Consider the following 17,635-nt stretch of genomic DNA (forward strand, 5'->3'; position numbering starts at 1 on the left):
GCGATGCCGCTTACTTGTCGAGCATCCAGACCGTCGGCATGCCGGCCCAGAGCTTGTCCGTGCCCTTGAGGCTCGCGCGCGCGGCAAACGCGGCCGTGTACTGGCCTGCGTTGATGTAGGGCACCGTTTCGTAGGCGCGGGCCTGGAAGGCGTCGAGGATCTCGCGGCGCTTGGCCGGCACGGTCTCCTTGAGCCAGGCGTTGCGCAGGTCGTCGAGCGTCTTGTCGCAGGGCCAGCCGGGCAGGGTGTTGCCGCAGGCCGCGCTCAGGTAGGCGTTGGTGATGGGGGAGTTGACGTCGAACTCGCCCGCCACCGTGACGTACATGTTCCAGCCGCCGGCCTCGGGCGCATCGCGCTTGGCGCGGCGCGCGCCGATGGAGGCCCAGTCCATGGTCTGCGCATCGACGTTCATGCCGATGCTGCGCATGGTCTGCGCGGCCATCAGCGCCTCGGCGTTGAGGTAGGTGACGTCGCTCGGCACCAGGATGGTGATCTTCTCGCCCTTGTAGCCGGCGTCCGCGAGCATCTTCTTGGCCTTGGCCACGTCGGCCTTGCGGTAGGGTTCGGCGCCCGCGGCGGTGTCGTTGGGGCTGCCGCAGATGAAGAAGGTCTGGCAGTAGCTCATGCGCATGTCCAGCGGATAGCCCATGGCCGCGACGATGCGCTCCTGGCTCACGGCCTGCAGCAGCGCCTGGCGCACCTTCGGGTTGTTGAAGGGCGGCAGCAGGTGGTTCATCACCAGGAAGCCCTGGTAGGTGCCGCCCGAGCCGATCTTCACGCCCGGGTCGGTGCGCAGCGGCGCGATGTAGTCGGGCGGCACTTGCTCCACCAGGTCGACCTCGCCGCGCTTGAGCGCCGCGATGGCGCTGTTGGCGTCGGGCAGGTAGAGCCATTCCACGCGGTCGAAGCTGGTCTTCTTGCTGCCGGCCAGGCCGCTCGGCGCTTCGCTGCGCGGCAGGTAGTTGGGGTTGCGCACGAACACGGTCTTGTTGCCAGGCACCCATTCGTCGCGCTTGAAGATGAAGGGGCCGGAGCCGATCACCTCGGGCAGCGGCGCGGTGGCGGGCATCTTCGCGAGCCGCTCGGGCAGGATCACGGGCGGAAAGCTCGACGGCTTGGCGAGCCCCTCGAGCACCAGGCCGAAGGGCTCGGCGAGCGTGAGCGTGAAGGTGCGCGCATCCACCGCCTTCCACTCGGCGCCGCCCGCCACCATGGCGCGGCCGATGCTGTCGCGTGCGGCCCAGCGCTGCAGCGAGGCAATCGCGTCGGCCGAGGTCACGGCGCTGCCGTCGGAGAACTTCAGGCCTGGGCGCAGCGTGAAGCTCCACTGCTTGCCGTCCTTGGAGGAGGTGTACTTCTCGGCCATCTGCGGCTGCGGCTTGCCGTTCGCATCCTGCGCGAACAGCGTGTCGTAGACCATGTAGCCGAAGTTGCGCGAAATGTAGGCGGTGGTGAAGGTCGGGTCGAGGATCTTCAGGTCGGCATGCGCCACCACCTTGAGCGTCTTGGGCGGCGCCGTCTGGGCGAGCGCCGGCAAGTACGCGGCCGAAAGCGCCAGGGTGGCAAGGGCTGCAAGCGTTCGTCGTTTCATCGTCGGTACTCCGGTGGGGGGCGAAAGAAAGGTCAGGCGGCAGCGCCGATGGGCCACTTGGGCAGGCGCGCCTTGCGGTAGGGCAGGGTGTTCAGGTCGAGCGTCACGGCGCCGGGAGCGCCGGCGTAGATCACGTGCTTCGCAACCTTCGAGTAAGAAGCGTAGAAGTGCTGCGACGACTTCACGACGATGATCTTCCTGGCCGCCAGGTCGCATCCGAGCTGCGTGAACAGGTCGGTGCCCATGGCCTGGTTGCGCAGCGTGACCAGCACGATCTCGATGCCGTTGGCCTCGACCAGCGCGCTGTCGCCCATGAGCGTGGGCGTGCCCGCCAGGCCCGTCATCACCAGGTCGTGCTTGAGCGCCTTCACGGTGCAGTCGAGGTCGATCGGGTCGCCCGAGAGCGGGCTGATCTTGCCGCCGATGCGCATGGCCAGCTTCGCGCCCACGCCGGCATCGAAGGCGATGCGCACCGCGATCGGGTCCCACATCGGACCGATGGCCGCGTTCGCGATGCCGCGCTCGACCATGCGGCGCAGGATGAAGGTGGAGTCGCTGGCCGCGCCGCCGCCGGGGTTGTCGGCGCCGTCGGACAGCACTACCGGGCCACCGTCGAAGGCCAGCGCCTGGTCGAGCGAGGCGTCGATGCCCGGGTAGTCGATCGTGAGCCCGTCGCGCATGGCGATGACTTCGTCCGCGAGCTGGCGGGCGAGCGCATCGGCCTTGGCCTGGTCGCCGTCGGTGTAGACCAGCACCTTGGTGCCCATCTCGGGCACGTCGCCCCATGAGAAGCCGTGCGTGAGCGAGATCGACAGCACGCCGTCCTTGCCCTCGAGCGACTGCATGCGCTCGACGAACCCGCGCGCCGGCTCGCGCGAGGTGTGAACGGTAACGATCATGTCGCAGTCGACCATCGCGGCCACCGGCTTCACCTTGCCTTCGACCATTGCGGCGCAGATGTCCACCAGCTCCAGGCCGCGTTCGAGCACGTCGGTGTGCGGGTATTCCTTGAACGAGATCATCAGGTCGGCGTTGTCGACCATCTGGGGCGTCAGGTGGTTGTGCGGATCGAGTTCGGCGCCGATCACCACGCCGGGCCCGACGATCTGCCGCACGCGCGCGAGCAGATCGCCCTCGCAGTCGTCGTAGCCGTCGGCCACCATGGCGCCGTGCAGGCCGAGCAGCACCATGTCGACCGGCAGCACCGCGCGCAGGTCGGCCAGCAGTTCGTCGCGCAGCGTCTCGTAGGCGTGGCGCGTGGTGGTGCCGCTGGGCTGCGCGCCGGCCACCATGCCTTCGAACAGCTCCCAGCCGCGGTCGGCGCCGCGCATGCGCGCGGCCCACAGCGGGCCCGAGAACAGCGTCATCGCGTCCGGATGCTGGCCGGCCGGGAAGTAGCCGCGGTCCCTGAAGGAGGCGAGGCCGGTCGGCATCGGGCCGAAGGTGTTGGTTTCGGTGGCGAGGGAGGCGCTGAAGACACGCATGGGTTTGTCTCTGTGGTGGTGGGAGTGTTCTTGTCAGCCGGCTGCGACAGTGCGCAGCCGCTGCGGCCCGAGCATCTCGGCCGTGAGGCCGAAGCCCGCGATGCGTTCGGGCAGCGGCAGCCCGCGTGCCAGCGCGGCGCAGGCCTCGCCCATGGCCGCCGAGGTCTGGATGCCATAGCCGCCCTGCGCCGCAACCCAGAAGAAGCCCGGCGCGTCGGGATCGAAGCCGCCCACCAGGTCGCCGTCGGCCACGAAGGAGCGCAGGCCGGCCCAGGTGCGCGTGGGCCGGCGGATGGTGAGCGTGGTCGCTTCCTCGATGCGGTGGATCGCGAAGGCGATGTCCAGTTCTTCGGGCTGCACGTCCTGCGGCTCGACCGGGTCCGCATTGGCCGGCGAGCCCAGCAGCATGCCGGCATCGGGCTTGATGTACCAGCCTTCGTCGGCGCCGAAGACCATGGGCCAGTGTGCGACGCTGCTGCCTTCGGGCGGCGCGAAGATGAAAGCCGAGCGCCGGCGCGGCTCGATGCCGATGGGCTGCACGCCAGCCAGCTGCGCGATGGTGTCGACCCAGGCGCCCGCGGCATTGAGCAGCACCGGCGCTTCGTACACGGCGCCGCCAGCGGTCACGCGCCAGCGCTCGCCGATGCGCTCGATGGCCGTCACGCCGGCATCGCACACCAGCTTGCCGCCGGCCTGCCGCATGCCGCGCAGGTAGCCCTGGTGGATGGCGTGCACGTCCATGTCGGCGGCATCGGGTTCGTAGACCGCGCCGGCGACCTGCTCGGGCCGTAGGGCCGGCACCATCGCGAGTGCCTCTTCGCTGCCCAGGCGCGTGGCGCCGGTGTTCATGGCGCGCAGCACGTTCCAGTGGGCTTCGAGCTCCGGCAGGTGCTCGGTGCTCGCGACCATCATCGCGCCGCGTGGCGTGAGCAGCGGGTGTTCGGAAAAACCTTCGGGCGGATGCTCGAGAAAGGCGCGGCTCGCCATGGTGAGGGCGCGCACCTGCGCCGTGCCGTAGCTTTCCATGAAGAGCGCGGCCGAGCGGCCGGTGGAGTGGTAGCCCGGCTGGGCTTCGCGTTCGAGCAGGATCACGCGGGCGTGCGGCGCGAGCCAGTGGGCCACCGAAGCCCCGGCAATGCCGCCGCCAATCACAAGGTAGTCGGCCACCGTGGGTGCTTTGGAATTTGCAGTCATCGGCGAAAAGTGTAGGTAGAAATTTGCGGATACGCAAATAAAATAGAGGGCACCAAGGGGAAACCATGGTGCACCTGGTCGGTGAAATTTGCGTCAACGCAATTTGCGTATACGCAACTTCCGGGCCTGCACCGCCCGGGCCGCAAGGAACGGCGCGGCACCGGGCTGGCAGAATTGCGCTGCACCACAAGAGAAAGCCAAGCGTGAATCCACACACAGGGACCAAGCCGGGGACAAGGCCGAAGGACGAGGCGCCCACGCTGGACCGCACCACCTTCGGCCATCGCCTGCGCGCCGCGCGCAAGCGCTTCGGCTGGACGCTGGCGCAGCTGGCCGAGCGCTCGGGCGTGTCGATCACCACCATCTCGCGCGCCGAGCGCGGCCAGCTCGCGCTGGGCTACGAGAACTTCACCGCGCTCGGCCGCGCGCTGGAGATGGACATGAACGCCATGTTCGCGGGCGCCGGCGTCAAGCCCGCGCAGCTCGACGGGCCGGTCGTCACGCGCGCCGGCAAGGGCGTGGTGTACCGGGGCCTGTCGATCGCGTATGAATTCCTCGGCACCACGGCGGCCGGCAAGCAGATGAGCCCCATCGTGGGCACCGTGCATGCGCGCCGCATCCACGGCCCGGAAGACTTCGTGCGGCACTCCGGCGAGGAATTCGCCTACGTGCTGTCGGGCGAGATCGAGGTGCACTTCGACAACGGCGAGGTGGTGCGCCTGGCGCGCGGCGACTCGCTGTACTTCGACAGCCGCATCGGCCACGCCTATGTGAGCGTGAGCCGGCAGCTCGCCAAGATCGTGGGCATGACCACCGCGGAGAGCGGGCACATGAGGTCGGCGCGCGAGGCGCCTGAGCCGGGGCCGGAGCCGAAGCGCAAGGCCGCGGCAAGGAAGACCCGCCGCGGCCGGAAGGATTGAAAGGACGGCTCTTGCAAGGTGTTGACTGCGGCGCGGTGCCAACGCTATAGTCGCGGCCGCAGTCGCCCACGCGGCGCTGCCGTAAGCGTTACCGTCATCCAACGCGTCCTTTGTCGAGAGGATCCCAGCGGGGAATATCTCGATCCATAAAGACGCGCCTTGGCATGACATCACTTTTCTCATCCGCTTCCGTTCGCCCCCTCGAGACCCGTTCTGCTTTCACGGGGCTCGCCCCGGTGGTGCTGGCGGTCTTCCTCGGATTCCTTGCAATCAGCGTTCCGCTGGCTGCGCTCGCGCTCCAGGTGCGCGACCGCCTGGGATTCGGCGCGGCCACCGTCGGCTGGGCCATCGGCCTTCAGTCGCTCGCCACTTTGCTGACCCGCCACCAGGCCGGCACGCTCTGCGACCAGCGCGGCCCGCGGGCCGCTGTGCTTTTCGGCCTTCCGCTGGCCGCCTGTTCGGGCCTGGCCTATGGCTTGTCGAACGCCCTGCCCATCGATCCCGCTGCGAAGCTTGCCGTCCTGCTGCTGGGCCGGCTGGTGGCGGGCGTCGGCGAAAGCCTGTTTCTCACCGGCTTGATGAGCTGGGGCATTGCACGCGTGGGCGCCGCCCGCACCGGGCAGGTGATGTCGTGGACGGGCATTGCCATCTACGCCGCGCTCGGGCTCGGCGCGCCGCTCGGGCTGGCCGTGCAGGCGTCGCATGGCTTCACGGGTGTGGGCGTGGCCGCGCTGCTGGCACCGATGCTGGCCTGGGTCATCGCGGCGCGCCTTCCGGCGGTGGCCGCGGCAGGCGGGCAGCGCGTGCCCTTTCATCGGGTGCTCGGACTGATCTGGCGGCCCGGTCTCGTGCTCGCGCTGGCGACCGTGCCCTATGCCGCGATGGCGGCCTTCCTGACGCTCGACTACGCGGCCCACGGCTGGCCGCATGCCGGCACGGCGCTGCTCGGCTTCGGTGCCGCCTATGTCTTCGTGCGGCTGGCCGGTTCGGGCCTGCCGGACCGCTTCGGCGCGACGCGCGTGGCCGTGGGCTCATTGATTTTCGAGGCCGTGGGGCAGGTGCTCGTCTCGTGCGCCGCCACGCCCGCGATGGCCGTGTGCGGAGCCACGCTGACGGGGCTCGGCTTTTCGCTCGTGTTCCCGGCGATGGGCGTGCTGGCGACCCGGTCGGTGCCGCCGCAGCAGCGCGGCCGCGCGGTGGGCAACTTCATTGCGTTTGCGGACATCGCAATGGGGGTGACCGGACCCGCGGTCGGCATTGCGACGCAGTGGCTCGGGATCACGGCAGCTTTCCTCGTGGGTGCCGGCGCGACCTGTGCCGCGCTGTGCCTGCTGCCTTCCTTGCGGCTCGGCCGCAGCAGCGGCTAGCGGCGCGAAGCGCTACCGCATGGGGCCGCCATGGCACTGTCGCCGATTTGCAGCGCGCCGCGCTTCGGCTCGCTATGCTGGCGCCCGCCATCCACTCCAACAAAGAGAACCTTCATGACCATGCGCTCCTCGCCTTTCTTCGCCCTGCGCTCCATTGCACTGGCCTGCGGCCTCGTGTTCGGTGCCGCCGCCGCCGCGCATGCCGCGCCCGATGCCAAGCTGCTCGCCGCCGCTGAAAAGGCGCAGCCCGCGGTGATCGACAACCTCAAGGAAATGGTGCTGATCGAGTCGGGCAGCCTCAACGTCGACGGCCTGCTCAAGATGGCCGACGTGGTGGAAGCGCGCCTGAAGGCCGCCGGCTTCAAGACCGAGCGGCGCAAGGCCACATCCGGTGCGGGCGCCGACATCGTCATCGGCACCCTCAAGGGAACCGGCAAGCGCAAGATCATGCTGCAGGGGCACATGGACACGGTGTACGCCGCCGGCATCCTGAACAGCCAGCCCTACAAGGTCGACGGCAACCGCATCTACGGACCGGGCATCGCGGACGACAAGGGCGGGCTCGCGGTGATGATGGCTTCGCTGAAGATCCTGGCCGACGCGGGCTGGCGCGACTACGACACGCTCACGGTGTTCATGAACCCCGACGAAGAGGTGGGCTCGGTCGGCTCCGGCGAACTCATCGCAACCATGGCCGATCAGCACGACACGGTGCTGTCCTTCGAGCCCACCGCGGCCAAGTCGGTGGCCAAGGGCGAATCGCTGCTGCTGGGCGCGGCCGGCATCGCGCAGGCCACGCTCGACGTGAAGGGCCGCGCATCGCATGCAGGTGCTGCACCCGAGCTGGGCCGCAACGCCCTGTACGAGCTGTCGTACCAGCTGCTGCAGACCCGCGACGTGGCAAAGGACATTCCCGGCGTCGCACTCAACTGGACCGAGGCTCGCGCCACCGGGCCGATCAACCAGATCACCGAAAAGGCGCAGGCGCTCGGCGACATCCGCATCACGCAGCCTGGCGCCGAGAAGAAGCTCGAAGCCGCGCTGCAGGCGAAGATCGCGAGCGGCAAGCTGGTGCCCGATACCGAGACCACGCTCAAGGTGGAAGTGGGCCGTCCGGCTTTCGTGGCGGGCGAGAAGGGCCGCGCGCTGGGCGAGAAGGCGCAGGCCATCTACAAGGAGATCGATCGCGAGCTCGCGCTCACGCCAATGACCGGCGGCGGCACCGATGCGGGCTATGCAGGCCGCTCCGGCAAGGCCACCGTGCTCGAGAGCTTCGGCCTGGCGGGCTTCGGCTATCACGCGCGCGACGAATACATCGAGGTCGACTCGATCGTGCCGCGCCTTTATCTCGTCACCCGGCTGCTGACCGAAATCGGCAAGCAATAGCAGCGCGCGCCGCGGCGCTCCTTCTCAGGGTTGATCCTTGGGAGGTTCGCCGGGGCGGCCGGGTGGCCGGCGATGGGCGGCTGCGGCTGCGGCCGCATGCTGCTGGGCCTGCTGTTGGCGCTGGGCCGCCTGTTGCTGCTGCTGTTGTTGGTGGAGCTGGGCCTGTTGCTGTTGGCGCTGCTGCTGCATCGCCTGTTGTTGTTGCTGGCGCGCGGCTTGCGCCTGCTGTTCCTGCTGCCGGTGCATCTGCTCTTGCTGCTGCTGGCGGGCCTGTTGCTGCGCCTGCTGCCGCTGCATCTGTTGCTGCTGCTGTGCCTGCTGGCGCCGCGATTGCTCCTGCTGTGCCGACTGCCTTTGCTGCTGGCGCTCCTGCATGGCCTGCTGCTGTTGTTGAGCCTGCTGGCTGGCGGCGCGCGCCTGTTGCTGCTGGGCCGCCTGCTGCCGCCGTGCCTGGTCCTGCTGCTGTTGTTGAAGCAAGGCCTGCGGCGCCTGCGGGGGCGCGTTGTGTGCCTGCTGCCGTGCCTGCCGCTCCTGTTGTTGTGCCTGTTGCCGTGCCTGTCGTTGCGCCTGCCGTTCTTGCTGTTCCTGCTGGCGCTGGCGGGCCTGCAACTGCTGGGCTTGTTGCGCGGCTTGCTGCTGTTCCTGCTGCTGGCGCATGAAGGCTTGCTGCTGCCGTGCCTGCTGCTCCCGTTGTTGTTGCTGTTGCTGCGCGAACTGGGCGTTCTGTGGCGGGGGCAGGCTCGGCGCGGCCGCGAAATTGGGCGCGGGAGCGCCTGGCGGCAGGCTGCGCGGTGCGTTGTTGTTGTAGACGTTGCGCACGTTGTTGACCACGGTCGTCGAACGCGAGATGTAGGTGCTGTTGTTGTAGATCACGGCAGGCCGCGCATAGGCCGGCGGCACCGCGCGGTCGCGATCGCTATCGCGGTCACGGTAGCGCGGCGCACCCCAGTTCACATCCCAGGAGCGCCAGCCCCAGTCGTGCCGCTGGAGCGCGGCGCCCACGACCACGCCGAGCCCGAAGGTGAACGCGCCTGCCGCCGCCACCTGGCCGCGGCTGTAGCCGGGCGCAACCTCGACGGGCGGGGTGTACGCATAGCCGGGGTACACGGGCACGGGTTCGCCGTAGATGCGCTGCGGGTCGTAGCTCGGTACGTAGACCACGTCGGGCTGTGCGGGCTCGATGGTGATGAACTGCGGCGGCGGCTCGACCACGGCGGGGCCCGCGTAGACGGGCTGCATGTCAGGCGCCGGTGCGTAGTTGCGCGGTGTGGCGGCGCTGGCCACGCGCAGCTTGTCGTTGTTCTTGAGCCGGCCCGCCGCCGATGCGCGCTGGCGCATGACCTGGATCGCGTTCATCACGTCGGCCGGATCGTTGTAGTAGGCCTGCCCCAGCGCTTCGGTCCACGCGATGTTGCCGGCCATCTGGTCCAGCACCGGGCGGAATGCGGTGAGCGCCTTGACGCTCGGGTCCCAGGGCTGCTGGTTGGCCGCGTCGGCGAGCGCGCCGCCCTTCAAGGCCGCGTTCTGCACGAGCCAGCCGTGCGCCGCAGTGATCTGCTCGGGATAGGTGGCGCCGGCCAGCACCTGCGCCACCAGCTTGTCGGGGTACAGCGCGACGGGTGCGACCAGCTGGTAGAGCTGCTCGGCCGGGGGCGGCGTGTAGGCCGCGGGTGCGGGGGCAGCCGGCGCTGGTGCGGGCGCCGCAGCCGCTGGAGGCGAGGGCGCGGGTGCCGGCACCGAAGGCGTGTCGGTCCTGTTGCAGCCAGCGATGGCGAGCGCGCCGGTGCACAGCGAGATCGTCAGGAGCCGCGCGAGCGGTGTGCGGCGCAGTGATGTTGTCATCTGGAGTTCCTGTGGGCGCAGAAGTCACGCCTTCGAAACTCTTCAACGGCGCGCTACCTGTAGCGACGACGCCAGCGTGCATCGTCGATGCAACGGTCTGTGTCGGTGTTGCGCCGCCTGTGCTGTCGGCGCAGAACCACAAGTCGCCAGAAACCCTACTTGGCCCCGCCCGTGTATTTGCTGACGCTCGTTGCGTTCACGTGGTAGCCGCTCACGCCCATCATCGAATCATTGCGCAGGGTCTGCAGCTTGCCGGTGACCCACACGGTGTCCATGGCGCGGAACTTGGCGCCCTTGGGCGTTACCACATGCAGGATCTGGTTGGCCGGCGGCGGCGGCGTATGGATGCAGGCGCCGAAGTAAGGCACGAGCAGGAACTCGGTGACTTCGCCCTTGGCTTCCTCGAGCGGCACGATGAAGCCCGGGATCTTGATGTCCGCGCCGTTCATGGCCGGGTTGGTCGGCGCGTTGTTCGACACTTCCTGCATTTTCATGAGCAGCTCGTTGGCGCGCGGGTCGCCGTCGTTGAGCGCGCTCAGGTCCATGCCTTTGAATTCCTTGGCCGGGTCCCAGTCCTTGGGCACGAGTTCTTCCCAGGTGATCTGGCGCGGCTGGCCCGGCGCGGCCTTGGCCGCTGCGGCAGCTGCGGCCTTTCCGCCGAGCGGGTTCGATGCGGTGGTGTCCTTGGGCGCCGGCTCGGCGGCCCATGTGGCGGCGGCCAGGCCGGCGCCGGCCAGCAGCATCGAAAGCCGCGTGAAAGCCTGGATCGTGGGGTTCTTCTTTGCGATGCGCATGGTTCAAATCCTCGGTGAGAGGCCGTCGGCAAGAGAGAGCCGGTAGGCCCGGATGCCGGGCAAGAGGCTCGCCAGCCAACCCGCGACCAGCAGGCTCGCCATCAGCAGCCATTCGTTCAGTGTAGGTGGCGAAAGGGTCAATGTCAGCCCGAACTGCGCCTGCAGCCATGGCGCGAGCAGGGCGATGCCGAGCACCGCCATCAGCACGCCGAAGGCCACGCCCAGCACTGTGACCATGGCGCCTTCGAGCGCAAGCAGCGCCAGCACATGGCGCAGGCCGGCGCCCACGGCGCGCAGCACGGCCAGTTCACGCCGCCTTTCGTTGAGCCCCGCCATCACCACGGAGACCAGGCCCGCAAGGCTCACGAGCGCGACCAGTGCCGACATCAGCAGCAGGGCGTTCTCGCCGATGCCGATCACGCTCCACAGCTCGTCGAGCGCCACGCCCGGCAGGATGGCCATCAGCGGCTCGCCGGTGTAGGTGGAAATCCAGCGCTGCACGCCGAACACGGCGGAGCGGTTCTTCAGGCCCACGAGCGCGGCCGTTACGTTCTTGGGCGTGAGATCGAACTTGCGCACCTGCTCGGCCGGGATCTTCACGCCCGGCATCGGCGCGCCGCCCACCCATTCGAGGTGGATGGCTTCCATCGCCTCGAGGCCGATGTGCACCGTGCGGTCGACTGGCGTGCCGGTGCGCGCGAGCACGCCCACCACGGTGAAGGGCTTGTCGGCATGCTCGGACGCGTTGAGTTCGCCGCTGCCGTGCGCGAGCGTGATCCTCTGGCCGACGTGGTAGCCGAGCTTGTCGGCCACTTCGGCGCCCACCACGGCATCGAACAGCGCGCTGAAGGGCTTGCCCTCGCGCAGCGCGAGCGGCTGGCGGTTGCCGTAGCGAAAGCGCGTGAAGTATTCGGGCGAGGTGGCGAGCACCGCGAAGCCGCGGTGCGAATCGCCCAGCGAAAGCGGCACCACCCAGTCGACGCCGGGGTGCGCAGCCAGCGCCTGCACGCTCTTCCATGAAATGTTGTTGGTGGCCGCGCCGATGCGGAACACCGAGTACAGCAGCAACTGCGTGGCGCCGGTGCGCGCACCCACGATCAGGTCGGTGCCCGAGACGGACGAGGCGAAGTTCTCGCGCAGCTCGGTGCGGATGCGCTCGACGCCGAGCAGGAGGAAGGTCGACAGCGCGATCGAGAAGACCGTGAGCGCCAGCGTGAAGCGCCGGTTCCAGGCACTGCGCCAGGCAATGGAAAAGAGCGCCTTCATCTCACGCGTCCGCCGCCATGGCGGCAGGCGCCGCGCGGTTGATCTCGGGCAGCAGCACGTGCCGCGCAAAGCGCTGCGCAATGCGCTGGTCGTGGCTCACGAACACGAGCGCGCTGTTGTTGACTGCGCAGGCCGTCAGCAGCACGTCGAGGAAGGCTTCGCGCCGGTCTTCGTCGAGCGCGGAGGTGGGTTCGTCGGCAATCACCACCTCGGGCTGGCCGATGAGCGCGCGCGCCGCGGCCACGCGCTGCTGCTGGCCCACCGAGAGCTGCATTGCCTGCCGCTTCCAGAGGTTGTGGTCGAGGCCCATCTGCTCGAGCAGGTGTTCGGCCTCTTCGCGCGCGCTGCCGCCGCGCGCGGCCTGGGATTCGCGCCGCTGCGAGAAGCGGCAGGGCAGCAGCACGTTGTCGAGCACGCTCAAATACGGCAGCAGGTTGAACTGCTGGAAGATGTAGCCGACATGCGCGACGCGGCAACGGTCGCGCGCGGCGCCCGAGAGCTGCGACCAGTCGTGCCCCAGCAGCATGACGCGGCCTTCGTCCGCCACCAGCACGCCCGCCAGCAGCGACAGCAGCGTGCTCTTGCCGCAGCCGCTCGGCCCGTGCAGGAAGACCGCCTCGCCCGCGGTGATGCGCAAGGCCTCGATGTCGATGCACGGCCTTGCCATGCCGGGCCACGAGAAGCGCAGCCCTTCGGCGGCGAGCACCACGCGCAGCGGCGGCGCGGCCTCGCCCTGGGGGACGGTGCTCACGGCGTCACTTGCCCAGGTTCAGGCGAACGGGCTGGGTAGCTTGCGCACCGGCCGGGCGCTTGAGCTGGCGCTTGGACTGGCCTTGGGCAGTCGCAATCTGCACATCGATCTGGCGCGTGCCCTTGAAGGCGGAGAAAAGATTCACGTCGATGAACTTTGCCGCGGCCGCATGGGTGCAGTTGAACGAAATGGTGGCGTCGAGGTCGGCGTGGCCCGCGGGCTCGCTGGGGTCGGGGTTGCCCAGGCCCAGTGCGCTGGAGCGTAGCTCGACCGGGCCGAGCTTGCAGTTGGCGGCCGGGTCGATGGCAAACAGCTTGTCGGCTGCGCGCAGCTGGGCGATGGCGTCTTCGGCGGTCTTCTTCTCGGCATCGGTCTTGGGCGCGCGCTCGAAGCCGACGATGTTGTCGAGCGGGGACTCCATGTCGATCACCACCGTGGGCCCGTCGACCGCCACGTCGAGCTTGAGTTGCCCATGCACGTGCGCATGCTGCTGCTGCGCCTGGGCGGAAAGAAAGGGGGCTGCGAACAATGCCGCGGCCAAAGCGAAGCCGGATGAAATGCGTCGAAGTCGGGTCTTGCTCATGGTTCTGCGCCTTGCCGGGTCGGCAGCCCCGGCGTGTTGCTCCATTCGCTCCAGCTGCCGGCATAGAGCGCCGTCGTCCCAAGGCCCGCGATCTGCATCGCAAGCAGGTTGGGCACAGCGCTCACGCCGCTGCCGCAATGGTGGACGACCGTCGCCGGGTCGCGTCCCGCGAGCAGCGCTTCGAACTCGGCACGCAGTTGCGATGCCGGCTTGAACTTGCCGTCGGGGCCGAGGTTCTCGGCGAAGGGCCGGTTCACAGCCCCGGGGATGTGACCCGCAATCGGGTCCAGAGGTTCCACCTCTCCGCGATAACGCGCAGCGGCACGCGCGTCGATCAGGTTCTGGTCAGGCTGGCCGAGCCGGCGCGCCACGACGTCGGTGGTCACCAGTTCCACCAGCGGTTCGCCCATCACAAAGTTCGACTGGAAGTGCGCGGGTTCTTCGCGGTTCGTGACTTCGCCGCCCGCGGCCTGCCAGGCCTGCAGGCCGCCGTCGAGCACGGCCACCGCGTCGTGGCCCATCCACTTGAGCATCCACCAGAGCCGGCCGCAGTAGTTGGCGCCGTTGCGGTCGTACACCACGGCCTGCATGTCGTTGGAAAAGCCGATGCTCGACAGCCAGGCCGCGAATTTTTCGCGGCTGGGCAGCGGATGGCGTCCGCCCGAGGCCGGCACGCCGTCTTCCTGCGCGATGACCACGTCGCCCTGGGCGCCCGGCACGCCGTGCTTGGCGCTCAAGTCGGTGTCGAGGTTCGCATACACCGCGCCCGGAATGTGGGCGGCGGCATATTGCTGCGCGCCGGCTTCGGGCTTCATGAGATCGAAGCTGCAGTCAAACACCATGTGGGGCGCGTCGCCGGACTGCAACTGCTGGAGTTGTTCGACGCTGAGGAGGGTGGTGTACATGGCGGGGTTCCTTCGTTGTCGATGAGGGTCGATGCAGATCAGTGTTCTTCGGCCGGCGCCTTGGGCACTGCGCGCTGGCGCAGCACGGTGGCCGCGATGCCGCTCACGATGATGAGCGCCATGCCGGTCCAGCCGGCGGCGTCGATGCGGTCGTCGAACAGCACCACGCTGTACAACGCCGCAAAGATGATGCCGGAGTACTGCAGGTTGGCCACCACGAGCGTGCCGGCCTGCGTCTTGGCCGTGGCGTAGGCGCGCGTCATGCACAGCTGCCCGAGGGCCGCCAGCAGGCCGATCGGCAGCAGCCACAGCGCATGCTGCCACGTCCAGGAGCCTCCGCCCGAAAACCCCGTGGCCGCCGTGGCAAAGGCGCCTGCCACCGCGGAACCCACCGCGAAATAGAACACCGTGCGCAGCTCCGGCTCGCCGATGCGCGACAGCGCCACCACCTGCATGTAGGCGAAGGCGGCCGTGAGGCCCGACAGCAGGCCCAGCATTCCCGCGAAGCCGTCGCTGCCGCTGACCGTGGGCTTGAGCATCAGCACCACGCCGACGAAGCCCGCGAGCACGGTCAGCGCGAGCGTGCCCTGCAGCGGCGGGCGCTCGATGCGGCCGTCGCGCCCCGGCACCGGCACCCAGGCCAGCAGCGCGCCGCCGACCAGGAAGGCCGCGATCCACACGCTGCTCATGTAGTTGAGCGTGACGGCCGTGGCCAGCGGCATGTGGGCAATGGCGTAGAACCACGCACCCAGCGACACCACGCCGATGGTGCTGCGCCAGGCGTGCATGCCGGGGTAGCGGGTGGCCATGGAGACGCCGCGGTTGCGCGCGAGAAACCACAGGAACACGATGCCGATCAGGCCGCGCCCGAGCACCATCTCGCCGCTGTTGAACCAGGCCGAGGCGACCTTCACGACCACGCTCATGGTGGCGAACAAAAAGGCGCCGAGCACCATCCAGAGCGCTTGCACTGTGTTCGGCTCAGGCGTTGTTCTGCATTGCGCTGCGGTACCACTCGTGGAACTGCTGCATGCCGTCTTCCATCGGACTCTGGTAGGGGCCGCTCTCGTCGTCGCCGCGCAGCATGAGCGCGCGCCGGCCGGCGTCCATGCGCTCGGCGATCTCGTCGTCCTCCACGCAGGTCTCCATGTAGGCGGCCTGCTGGGCCTCGACGAATTCACGCTCGAAGGCCACGATTTCCTCGGGGTAGAAGAACTCCACCATGTTGAGCGTCTTCGTGGGGCTCACCGGATGCAGCGTCGACACGGTGAGCACATGCGGATACCACTCGATCATCACGTGCGGATAGTAGGTGAGCCAGATGGCGCCGTACTTGGGCGGCTTGCCTTCGCGGTACTTGAGCAGCTGCTCCTGCCACTTCTGGTAGATCGGGCTGCCCGCGCGGCCGAGCCGGTTGGCCACGCCCACGGTCTGCACCGAGAAGTTGCGGTTGAACTCCCAGCGCAGGTCGTCGCAGGTGACGAAGCTGCCCAGGCCCGGGTGGAACGGGCCGACGTGGTAGTCCTCCAGGTAGACCTCGATGAAGGTCTTCCAGTTGTAGTTGCACTCGTGCAGTTCGACGCGGTCGAGCGCATAGCCCGTGAAGTCGAGGTCGGCGCGCGGGCCGAGTTCGGCCATGTCGGCCGCCACGTCGCGCCCCGCGCCATCGGGGCCGCGCTCGAACAGCAGGCCGTTCCACTCGGTGAGCGGATAGTTGTGCAGGTTGAGGCAGGGGTCCTGCTGGAAGTGCGGCGCGCCGATCAGCGTGCCGGTGGTGCGCGCGTCGCTTGCCGCATAGGTCCAGCGGTGCAGCGGGCACACGATGTTGCCGCCGGCCTGGCTGTCGAGCTGGCCGCGGCCCTGCAGAATGAGCGCCTGGCGGTGGCGGCACACGTTGGAGATGAGTTCCACGCCCTTGGGCGTGTGCACCAGCGCGCGGCCCTGGTGCTCCTGCGGCAGCGTATGGAAGTTGCCGGGCTCGGGCACGGCCAGCCGGTGGCCCACATAGCGCGGACCTTGCGCGAACAGCGTTTGCATTTCGCGCGCGTAGAGCGACTCGTCGAAGTACGCGGAAACTGGAAGTTGGCTCGTGGCCTGCTGCAGTTGAAGACTTAAATCAGACATGGAGGACCTGACCAAGCTCCCCACAGGGAGAAAAAAAGAAAAGACGGAAGGCGCCGTCTGGAGGGCGACGGCCCGAAGAGTTGTGCCGGGTTGGCCGGCATGGGAACCCCGGATTGTACCCAAGGGGGCAGTGCGGTGCCCATGGCTTGCCGCATGCCGGCGCCCGTTTGCTTCCCCGTCCTAAAATGCGCGGTTTCACACTCGCTCCCTCGCATGCCCAAGGTCCCTTCTTCCGCCACGTCCAGCCCGGCCGCCACGCCCGATACGGGGCCGCTGCCGGCCAGCTACGAAGCCGGGCTCCAGGAGTTGGAACAATTGGTTGCAGAACTCGAGTCGGGCCAATTGCCGCTCGACCAGCTGCTCGGCAGCTACCAGCGCGGCGCTGCGCTGCTTGCCTTCTGCCGCGAAAAGCTCCAGGCGGTCGAAGACCAGATCAAGGTGCTCGACGCGGGCAGCCTCAAGCCCTGGACTTCCGAATGAGCGCGGCGGACCTGGTTCACTGGGACGCCGCACGCCTGGCCAGCTGGAGCGACCCGCACCTGGCGCGCGTCGAGGCGGCGCTGTCGCGCTGGGTCGGCGTCGATGCGCCGGTGCTGCTCGGCGATGCCATGCGCTATGCGGTGCTCGACGGCGGCAAGCGGCTGCGGCCGCTGCTGGTGCTGGCGGCGAGCGAAGCGGTCGGCGGCAATGCGGCCGCGGCGCTGCGCGCAGCCTGTGCCACCGAGCTGATCCACGCCTACTCGCTGGTGCACGACGACCTGCCGAGCATGGACAACGATGTGCTGAGGCGTGGCAAGCCCACCGTGCACGTGAAGTTCGGCGAGGCCGACGCGCTGCTGGCCGGCGACGCGCTGCAGGCCCTGGCCTTCGAACTGCTCACGCCCGACGGCGACGAGATTCCCGCATCGATCCAGGCCACGCTGTGCCGGCTGCTCGCGCGCGCCGCGGGCAGCCAGGGCATGGCAGGCGGGCAGGCCATCGACCTGGCCAGCGTGGGCCTGGCGCTGGACGAAGCGCAGCTGCGTGAAATGCACCGCCTGAAGACCGGCGCGCTGCTGCAGGGCAGCGTCGAGATGGGCGCGGCCTGCGCCGGCGCCGTGGCGCCCGCGGCGCTGGCCGCGCTGCGCGACTATGGCGCCGCCATCGGCCTGGCGTTCCAGGTGGTCGACGACATCCTCGATGTCACGGCCGATTCGCAGACCCTCGGCAAGACGGCCGGCAAGGATGCGGCCGCCGACAAGCCCACCTATGTTTCGCTGTGGGGCCTGGACGGTGCGCGTGCGCAGGCAAGGCAGCTGCTGGCCGAGTCGCTCGCGGCGCTGGACCGCAGCGGCCTGGCCGACACTTCGGCCTTGCGCGCGCTGGCCCACATGGTCGTCGACCGCGACCGATGAACAACTCACAGATGGACAAGAAGACCCACGACGT

General features: G+C 68.8%; 16 protein-coding genes. 5 read left to right on the top strand and 11 right to left on the bottom strand.

Annotated features, from left to right (window positions below):
* Positions 1-10: 10 nt before the first annotated feature.
* Genes ACAM54_RS08225 through ACAM54_RS08235 form a run of 3 tightly spaced genes read right to left on the bottom strand, consistent with a single transcriptional unit; the run spans position 11 to position 4,269 of the window.
* On the bottom strand, positions 11-1,591 hold the full coding sequence (locus ACAM54_RS08225; RefSeq protein WP_209499695.1) for an ABC transporter substrate-binding protein: 1,581 nt from the start codon (positions 1,589-1,591) through the stop codon (positions 11-13).
* 32 nt (positions 1,592-1,623) lie between these two features.
* Positions 1,624-3,075 carry a M81 family metallopeptidase gene (locus tag ACAM54_RS08230; RefSeq protein WP_369650407.1) on the bottom strand — a complete coding sequence of 484 codons (1,452 nt, stop codon included), beginning with the start codon at positions 3,073-3,075 and terminating at the stop codon, positions 1,624-1,626.
* 33 nt (positions 3,076-3,108) lie between these two features.
* On the bottom strand, positions 3,109-4,269 hold the full coding sequence (locus ACAM54_RS08235; protein WP_192325026.1) for an FAD-binding oxidoreductase: 1,161 nt from the start codon (positions 4,267-4,269) through the stop codon (positions 3,109-3,111).
* A 203-nt stretch (positions 4,270-4,472) separates the two neighbouring features.
* On the opposite strand from ACAM54_RS08235, the gene ACAM54_RS08240 reads away from it, so the two are divergent.
* From ACAM54_RS08240 to ACAM54_RS08250, 3 genes are all read left to right on the top strand, one after another.
* The gene (locus ACAM54_RS08240; protein ID WP_369650408.1) at positions 4,473-5,189 is read left to right on the top strand and encodes a helix-turn-helix domain-containing protein; all 717 of its coding nucleotides are present in this window, start codon (positions 4,473-4,475) and stop codon (positions 5,187-5,189) included.
* Between the two features lie 164 nt (positions 5,190-5,353).
* The gene (locus ACAM54_RS08245; protein WP_369650409.1) at positions 5,354-6,556 is read left to right on the top strand and encodes an MFS transporter; all 1,203 of its coding nucleotides are present in this window, start codon (positions 5,354-5,356) and stop codon (positions 6,554-6,556) included.
* Positions 6,557-6,670: 114 nt separating this feature from the next.
* Positions 6,671-7,942, top strand: a complete 1,272-nt coding sequence (locus tag ACAM54_RS08250; protein ID WP_369650410.1) for a glutamate carboxypeptidase — start codon at positions 6,671-6,673, stop codon at positions 7,940-7,942.
* Between the two features lie 24 nt (positions 7,943-7,966).
* On the opposite strand, the gene ACAM54_RS08255 is transcribed toward ACAM54_RS08250, so the two are convergent.
* From ACAM54_RS08255 to ACAM54_RS08290, 8 genes are all read right to left on the bottom strand, one after another.
* Positions 7,967-9,784: a DUF3300 domain-containing protein gene (locus tag ACAM54_RS08255; protein ID WP_369650411.1), complete on the bottom strand. Its 1,818-nt coding sequence runs from the start codon at positions 9,782-9,784 to the stop codon at positions 7,967-7,969.
* A 155-nt stretch (positions 9,785-9,939) separates the two neighbouring features.
* Positions 9,940-10,578, bottom strand: coding sequence for a DUF3299 domain-containing protein (locus ACAM54_RS08260; protein ID WP_369650412.1), 639 nt, complete (start codon positions 10,576-10,578; stop codon positions 9,940-9,942).
* A 3-nt stretch (positions 10,579-10,581) separates the two neighbouring features.
* On the bottom strand, positions 10,582-11,844 hold the full coding sequence (locus ACAM54_RS08265; protein WP_192325036.1) for an ABC transporter permease: 1,263 nt from the start codon (positions 11,842-11,844) through the stop codon (positions 10,582-10,584).
* A gap of 1 nt (position 11,845) precedes the next feature.
* Positions 11,846-12,595 carry an ABC transporter ATP-binding protein gene (locus ACAM54_RS08270; protein WP_369650413.1) on the bottom strand — a complete coding sequence of 250 codons (750 nt, stop codon included), beginning with the start codon at positions 12,593-12,595 and terminating at the stop codon, positions 11,846-11,848.
* Between the two features lie 4 nt (positions 12,596-12,599).
* Positions 12,600-13,178: a DUF2796 domain-containing protein gene (locus tag ACAM54_RS08275; protein ID WP_369650414.1), complete on the bottom strand. Its 579-nt coding sequence runs from the start codon at positions 13,176-13,178 to the stop codon at positions 12,600-12,602.
* Entirely contained in the window at positions 13,175-14,083 is a 909-nt protein-coding gene (locus tag ACAM54_RS08280) for a sulfurtransferase (protein ID WP_145741714.1), read from the bottom strand. The genes ACAM54_RS08275 and ACAM54_RS08280 overlap by 4 nt, the downstream gene beginning before the upstream one ends.
* Before the next feature lie 38 nt (positions 14,084-14,121).
* Positions 14,122-15,039: a DMT family transporter gene (locus tag ACAM54_RS08285; protein ID WP_145742022.1), complete on the bottom strand. Its 918-nt coding sequence runs from the start codon at positions 15,037-15,039 to the stop codon at positions 14,122-14,124.
* A 25-nt stretch (positions 15,040-15,064) separates the two neighbouring features.
* Positions 15,065-16,207 carry an aromatic ring-hydroxylating dioxygenase subunit alpha gene (locus ACAM54_RS08290; RefSeq protein WP_145741716.1) on the bottom strand — a complete coding sequence of 381 codons (1,143 nt, stop codon included), beginning with the start codon at positions 16,205-16,207 and terminating at the stop codon, positions 15,065-15,067.
* A gap of 213 nt (positions 16,208-16,420) precedes the next feature.
* Between ACAM54_RS08290 and ACAM54_RS08295 the strand changes: the two genes are divergently transcribed.
* The gene (locus ACAM54_RS08295) at positions 16,421-16,687 is read left to right on the top strand and encodes an exodeoxyribonuclease VII small subunit (protein ID WP_369650415.1); all 267 of its coding nucleotides are present in this window, start codon (positions 16,421-16,423) and stop codon (positions 16,685-16,687) included.
* Positions 16,684-17,601 carry a polyprenyl synthetase family protein gene (locus ACAM54_RS08300; RefSeq protein WP_369650416.1) on the top strand — a complete coding sequence of 306 codons (918 nt, stop codon included), beginning with the start codon at positions 16,684-16,686 and terminating at the stop codon, positions 17,599-17,601. The genes ACAM54_RS08295 and ACAM54_RS08300 overlap by 4 nt, the downstream gene beginning before the upstream one ends.
* Positions 17,602-17,635 lie beyond the last annotated feature (34 nt).

Source organism: Variovorax sp. V93 (genome assembly GCF_041154485.1).
In the GTDB taxonomy this organism is placed as follows: Bacteria; Pseudomonadota; Gammaproteobacteria; order Burkholderiales; family Burkholderiaceae_C; genus Variovorax; species Variovorax beijingensis_A.